5 protein-coding genes are annotated in these 6,321 nt (G+C 59.3%); 1 reads left to right on the top strand and 4 read right to left on the bottom strand.

Features of this window, described 5'->3' with window-relative positions; all coding sequences use genetic code 11:
- Position 1: 1 nt before the first annotated feature.
- The 4 genes from HMPREF3042_RS08380 to mshA all read right to left on the bottom strand — a co-directional run bounded on the left by HMPREF3042_RS08380 (position 2) and on the right by mshA (position 4,065).
- The gene (locus tag HMPREF3042_RS08380) at positions 2-1,309 is read right to left on the bottom strand and encodes a sensor histidine kinase (protein WP_070856786.1); all 1,308 of its coding nucleotides are present in this window, start codon (positions 1,307-1,309) and stop codon (positions 2-4) included.
- Between the two features lie 131 nt (positions 1,310-1,440).
- Positions 1,441-2,187, bottom strand: coding sequence for a phosphoglyceromutase (locus tag HMPREF3042_RS08385; RefSeq protein ID WP_070852010.1), 747 nt, complete (start codon positions 2,185-2,187; stop codon positions 1,441-1,443).
- A 70-nt stretch (positions 2,188-2,257) separates the two neighbouring features.
- Entirely contained in the window at positions 2,258-2,743 is a 486-nt protein-coding gene (locus tag HMPREF3042_RS08390) for a type III secretion system chaperone family protein (RefSeq protein ID WP_070852009.1), read from the bottom strand.
- A 59-nt stretch (positions 2,744-2,802) separates the two neighbouring features.
- The gene (mshA, locus tag HMPREF3042_RS08395) at positions 2,803-4,065 is read right to left on the bottom strand and encodes a D-inositol-3-phosphate glycosyltransferase (RefSeq protein ID WP_210403447.1); all 1,263 of its coding nucleotides are present in this window, start codon (positions 4,063-4,065) and stop codon (positions 2,803-2,805) included.
- Positions 4,066-4,335: 270 nt separating this feature from the next.
- Here mshA and HMPREF3042_RS08400 point away from each other — a divergent pair, with 270 nt between their 5' ends.
- A complete protein-coding gene (locus HMPREF3042_RS08400; protein ID WP_070856788.1) occupies positions 4,336-6,171 on the top strand; it encodes a long-chain-fatty-acid--CoA ligase in 1,836 nt (611 codons plus the stop codon).
- The last annotated feature ends 150 nt before the right edge of the window (positions 6,172-6,321 follow it).

Consider the following 6,321-nt stretch of genomic DNA (forward strand, 5'->3'; position numbering starts at 1 on the left):
ATTACTTCATTCCTTCCTTGGAATCCTTGTTCTGGGAATCCTTATCCTTGCCGCGGGATTTGCCCGTACCACGCTGCGCGTTTTTCTTAGCCACAAGTTTACCCGCAGGCGGAGTGTGCCCGATCGGCAAACGTGCAGATACATCGCCGTCATTCGACGCGGAACCGGTCTTATCCATCAGCGGTAGCTCAATGGTGAAGGTCGATCCAGTGCCCAGTCGACTCCACAGCTTGACGGTTCCCTTGTGGTTCGCTGCGACGTGCTTAACAATTGCCAAGCCCAGACCTGTACCACCTGTCGCCCGCGAGCGTGCCTTATCCGCACGGAAGAAGCGCTCGAAGATGCGCTTCTGGTTCGCCTGAGAAATGCCAATACCACGGTCAGTTACCCGGATAGCGACGGTGTCGTTATCCTCCTTGACTGCAGTCACGGACACAGGCGTGGCCTCTGGCGAGTAGTTGATGGCGTTTGAAATCAGGTTGGACACCGCAGTAATCAACAGGCTGCGCTCACCTTCAACGACCAACTCCGGCTCACAGTCAACGGTGATTTCAATACCCGCTTGCTCCGCGAGCATCTGGTTACGACGCACCGCTGCCTGGACGATCTCTTCAACCTTCACGGGCGACATGTCCGGCAGCGGCTCCGCCCCCTGCAGCTTCGACAGCGAGATGAGCTCCGTAATCATCGTCGACATCCGCTTGGACTCCTGCGTCAGGCTCTCACTAAAGTGACGCACTGCCACCGGGTCGTCGGTAGCTTCATTCAACGCCTCAACCAACAGACTGATAGCCCCGACGGGAGTCTTAAGCTCATGGGAAACGTTGGCCACAAAGTCACGTCGTGCGGCTTCCATGCGGGCCTGTTCGGAGACATCCGCCGCGTAAATCACCACAAAACGGTCATCCACCAGTGACAGCGGAGTCAGCTGGCAACGGACGATCGTGTCCGGCGCCCCTGCCCGGCGCGACGGCAACACCAGTGTCAGCTCCTGGTCCTCCTGCGAGTCAAAAACCTTTTCTGCAGCTTCCCAGCCCACATCATTCAGGCGGCGCTCATAAACCAGCCCCAACTTGTGGGCCATGGAGTTGGACAAAATCAAATCACGGGAGATGTCAACGACCACCACCCCCGTCGGAGACTTCTGAATGGCCAGGTGCATGACCTGCGCCATGGTGGTTATTGAACTTTCCTCGTCGCTCCTCTGGCGCCGAGCGGCGTTATAGGCACCCGAGACAACTCCACCAAGAATCAGCACAGCTGCCATAACCGCAGCACCTAGTAGAGCAGCGATAATGATTTTTGACACGGGTCTTACCCTAAGCTCTTTTCACGATCCGCGCGCGCTGAAAAACTATTGCGCTCGCTAGCCCTAAATAGACCAAGGAGCACAGCCTCACTTGGCTGCGCCCCTTATCGGCCTATCAATCACCTACATATTTACTTGTTGCCCTGAGCGGCAACAGCAGCAGCACCTGCAGCTGCAGCTTCCGGATCCAGGTAGGTGCCACCCGGGTTCAAAACCTTGCCCTCAGCATCAAAATCGTAAACCAGCGGGATACCGGTCGGGATGTTCAGAGCGGCAATGTCCTCGTCCGAGATGTTGTCCAGGTGCTTGACCAGTGCACGCAGCGAGTTACCGTGAGCTGCCACCATGACAGTCTCACCGGCCTTCAGACGCGGCAGGATTTCCTCTTCAAAGTAAGGAATGAAACGCTTGACGACGTCCAGGAGGCACTCCGTGCGCGGAACCTCATCCAGGTTGGCGTAACGCGGGTCATTAGCCTGCGAGAACTCGCTGTCATCCGACAGCTCCGGCGGCGGAGTGTCGTAAGAGCGACGCCAGGACATGAACTGGTCCTCGCCGTACTTCTCCTTGGTCTCTGCCTTGTTCAGACCCTGCAGAGCACCGTAGTGGCGCTCGTTCAGACGCCAGTCACGGATAACCGGAATCCACACCAGGTCAGCGGTATCCAGGGCAATGTGTGCGGTGTTAATTGCGCGACGCAGCAGCGATGTGTAGAGCACCTGCGGTTTCAGGCCTGCCTCTACGAGCATCTCACCGGCACGTACTGCCTCAGCGCGGCCCTTGTCGGTCAGTGCAACGTCGACCCAGCCCGTGAACTGGTTGGATGCGTTCCACTCACTCTGGCCATGACGGACAAGAATCAGTTTTCCATTGCTCATACCCCCAATTGTGCCCCAAAACTGGAGAGCCCGCCGTTCGTTGCCCCGCTATGTGGGTTACTACCCCCGGCTACTCAACCATGTGGCGGAACTGCTCCAGATTGGCCAGGTTTTCCCCGCGGTCAACCCGCCACTCCCACTCGCGCTTAATTGCCGATGCAAAGCCGCGTTCGAGGATCTGGTTGAAGTCCCCATCGGCCGTCTCCAGCAGCTGACCAAGGAGGCGGTCGAGATCATCGTCGGAAATCTGAGCCGGCAGTTGACCAACCAGGTAGATGTCGCCGGCGGCGTCAATGGTGTAACCGATGCCGAACAGCCGACGATTGCGCTGCAGCAACCACTTGTAGACGGCCTCGTGGTTTTCTTCGACAGCGCGACAAACGAAGGCTTCGACACGCAGGGAGTCAGGCGCCGGGATGAGGCCAACGACGGTCTTCAGCTTCTTCTTACCAGGCAGAACCACCACGGCGGCATTGTCGGCAATGCCATGCTCAACACCGAGACGTTCTAGCTGCTCACCGAGGGATTTCAGCAGTCCTTGGATGTCCGTGCTCATCGTGAATCATCTCCCTGTTTATGTGGCTACGGCCCTGGCGATTCTGAAGCTAACGAAACCTACCGAGAGCCACCCGCATCCCGGATAGAGCCGGGACAATTTTCCTTTTGGAGTTCGGTTCGATGATAGACATCGGCCAACCGATCCACGGTCTTTTGCCAGGAAAACTCCAAGGAGTGCTCGCGCGCCTGGGTGGCCAACTTAATGCGCAGCTCGTCGTCCTCCACCAGGCGACCGAGGGCATCGGCCCAGGCTGCGGGCTCGTGACCGTCGACAAGCAAACCGCTGACCCCATCGTCGACAGCGATGGAGAGCCCGCCAACATTCGCCGCGACAACGGGAGTGCCGGTGGCCTGAGCCTCCATCGCCACCAACCCGAAAGTTTCGTTGTAACTGGGCACGGCGACGATGTCTGCGGCCTGGTAGAGCTTCGCCAGGTCCTGCGGCGGGCGCGGGGGCATGAAACGGACTAGGTGATCGATCCCCTCTTCCGCGGCGAGATTGGTGAACTCGTCGGGCGCGTGCACCCCAGAACCGGACAGGCCACCGCAGATAATCACTCGGACATTAGTGGCGGGATGGCGACGCATGAGCTCGCTAACACCGCGCAGCAATACCTGCGGCCCCTTCAGCCGCTGCAGCCTACCAACGAACAAAATGACCTTAGTGTGCAACGGGATGCCCAGCTCACGACGGGACCGCTCGGTGGCACGATCGCTGCCCGGCGAAAAGAGCTCCACGTCCACCCCGGGCGGCACGACATTGATGCGCCACGGGTCGGCATCGTGGAGATCCGCGAGCTGCTTAGCTTCGGCATCTGTATTGACGATGAGCCGGCACGCATTGTCCACAATCTGCTGCTCACAAATACGACGCGACTCAGGCTCTGGCGTATCCCCCTCCGCCAGATGGAGGTTCTTCACCGCCGCCAGCGTGTGCGCCGTGTGCACAAACGGAATATCAAGCAAATCCGACAGCAACCACCCCACCTGGCCAGAGAGCCAGTAGTGCGAATGAATCAGGTCGTATTCAATCCCCTGTTTGCGGGCGAACTCAATAACCCCGCCAGCAAAAGCCGGCATCTGCGTAGCCAGGTCTGACTTCTCCAGCCCCTCATATGGGCCAGCCACTATGTTGATGACACGGAAATTCTCACTGACCTGAATCACCGGTCCATCGCTGGAACGCGTGGCGCGAGTGAAAACATCCACCTTCACACCGCGTCGCGCCAACTCCTCGCAGGTGCGCAGCACGTAGACATTCATGCCGCCAGCGTCACCGATGCCCGGTTGCTCCAGCGGAGAGGTATGCATGGAGATCATCGCGATGCGGTTCGGCCACGCCGGGGTATTAGAGGTGGTGTTTGGGGTGGCGGCGTCTGCGCCCGCCGTTGCCGACGGAAATGTTTCGGTCATACTGCCCAGAGTGCCTATTCCAAGGGCAACCCCGCAAATGAGTACCTCAAATACGTGTATAGAAATCCCGACATTGCAGTGCGACGTACGGCACAATAGGGGTCGATACCTACTACGTCGTAAGTTATTATCACCTCACGACGTGGTCAGGTCACACACAAAAACTAGGAGGACCCCATGGCCGATACATCCAGCTCGCGCGCTGAAAAAAACTCTGCCCCAGCTAACGGTTCGACACCCAACGCTGCTATTTCCAAGGCCTGGCTGAACCTGTATCCGGAGTGGACCCCGCCTCACATTGACTACAACTTCGACACCCTCCTAGATGTCTACCGCCACACTCTGAGCAACCACCCGCGCCGCAAGGCACTGACCTTCTTCGGTCGCTCTACCTCCTATGCCGAACTGGATGCCAAGGTTCGCAGCGTTGCCGCCGGCCTGCGCGCACTCGGTGTACGCAAAGGCGATCGCGTGGCACTGCTCATGCCGAACTGCCCGCAGCACGTCATCGCCTACTGGGCAGTTCTGCATCTCGGCGCTGTTGCCGTAGAGCACAACCCCCTCTACACCGCCCACGAGCTGCGCCATCCGTTCAACGACCACGGTGCCCGCTTTGCCATCTGCTGGGACAAGATCGTCCCCGTACTTGAAGACCTTCGCAGCAACACCCCGCTCGAGACCATCATTGCGGTCAACATGCTGCAGGATCTGCCGTTTGTCATGCGCACCGCCCTGTCAATCCCGCTGCCGAAACTCCGCGCCGCCCGCGCTAAGCTGCATTCCTCCGCACCGCAGGTCATGGGTTTTGATGCTTTGCTTCACGACGCCGTCGGCGGAGACGGCCACGACCTCCAGGCCGATGAGCCCATCACTGCCGATGACACTGCAGTGATGATGTACACCTCTGGCACCACGGGCTCGCCGAAGGGCGCGCAGCTGAGCCACCGCGGGCTGGTCGCCAACATTCTGCAGGGCAAGGCCTGGGTACCGGGCCTTGGCAAGGAGCGGGAAATCTCCCTTGGCATCCTGCCGATGTTCCACGCCTACGGCCTGACCATTGTCACTAACCTGTCCATGCTGATTGGCGCTGAACTGGTACTGGTGCCGTCACCGGAGATTCCGCTGATTATGAAGGTGATGAAGAACAATCGCCCGACATGGGTTCCTGGCGTGCCGACCCTCTACGAGAAAATTGTCGAAGCCGCCGAGCGGGATAATGTCGACCTCTCCGGCGTGAAGTTCGCCTTCTGTGGCGCCGCTACCCTGCCGGTTTCCCTCGTGCAGAAGTGGGAGAAGCTCACTGGTGGTCGCCTTGTCGAGGGCTACGGTCTCACCGAAACCTCACCGATTATCGTCGGCAACCCGATGGACGGTAACCGCCGCCCGGGCTACGTTGGCCTGCCTTTCCCTGACACCGAGGTCGCCATCGTTGACCCCGATGACCCCACCAAGCTCCGCGCTGACGGCGAGGAGGGCGAGGTCATCGTCCGAGGCCCACAGGTTTTCGCCGGTTATCTCAACCTCCCGGAAGCAACGGAGAAGTCCTTTACCGATGGGCCGGCTGAGCTTCCCGCTGGCGACCGTTGGTACCGCACCGGCGATGTCGGAGTCATGGAGTCGGACGGCTTCATCAAGCTGGTTGCCCGCATCAAGGAGGTCATCATCACCGGTGGCTTCAATGTCTACCCGGCCGAGGTCGAGGAAGTACTACTCTCCCACCCGGACATCACCGATGCCACGGTTGTCGGCCTGCCAAAGAGCGACGGCTCCGAGATGGTCGTAGCCGCCATCACTCTTGCTGACTACGCCCGACTGGATTCCGATGCCTACCGCGACCACTGCTACGACAACCTGACCCGGTACAAAGTGCCGCGCGCATTCTTCCACCTGGAGGAACTGCCGCGTGACCAGATGGGCAAGGTCCGCCGCCGGGACGTCCGCGACGTGCTACTCAAGCAGCTGGAGCAGAAGGGCCAGAGCGTCGATTCGCTTTCCCACCGCAAGTCCCATTAGTTCACGGTGGTTTTGTAGTTGGGATAGGGGCCTGAGTAGAGCTGGCCCCTATCCCCATAAGGCGGATCCCCGCCCCCAGACTTAGTGACTAGGTTTATGGCAAAAAATTGCGAGTGAATGCAATTCACGTGTCATAAACCTAGTCACTTT

Source organism: Corynebacterium sp. HMSC074C05 (assembly GCF_001838325.1).
Taxonomy (GTDB): domain Bacteria; phylum Actinomycetota; class Actinomycetes; order Mycobacteriales; family Mycobacteriaceae; genus Corynebacterium; species Corynebacterium amycolatum.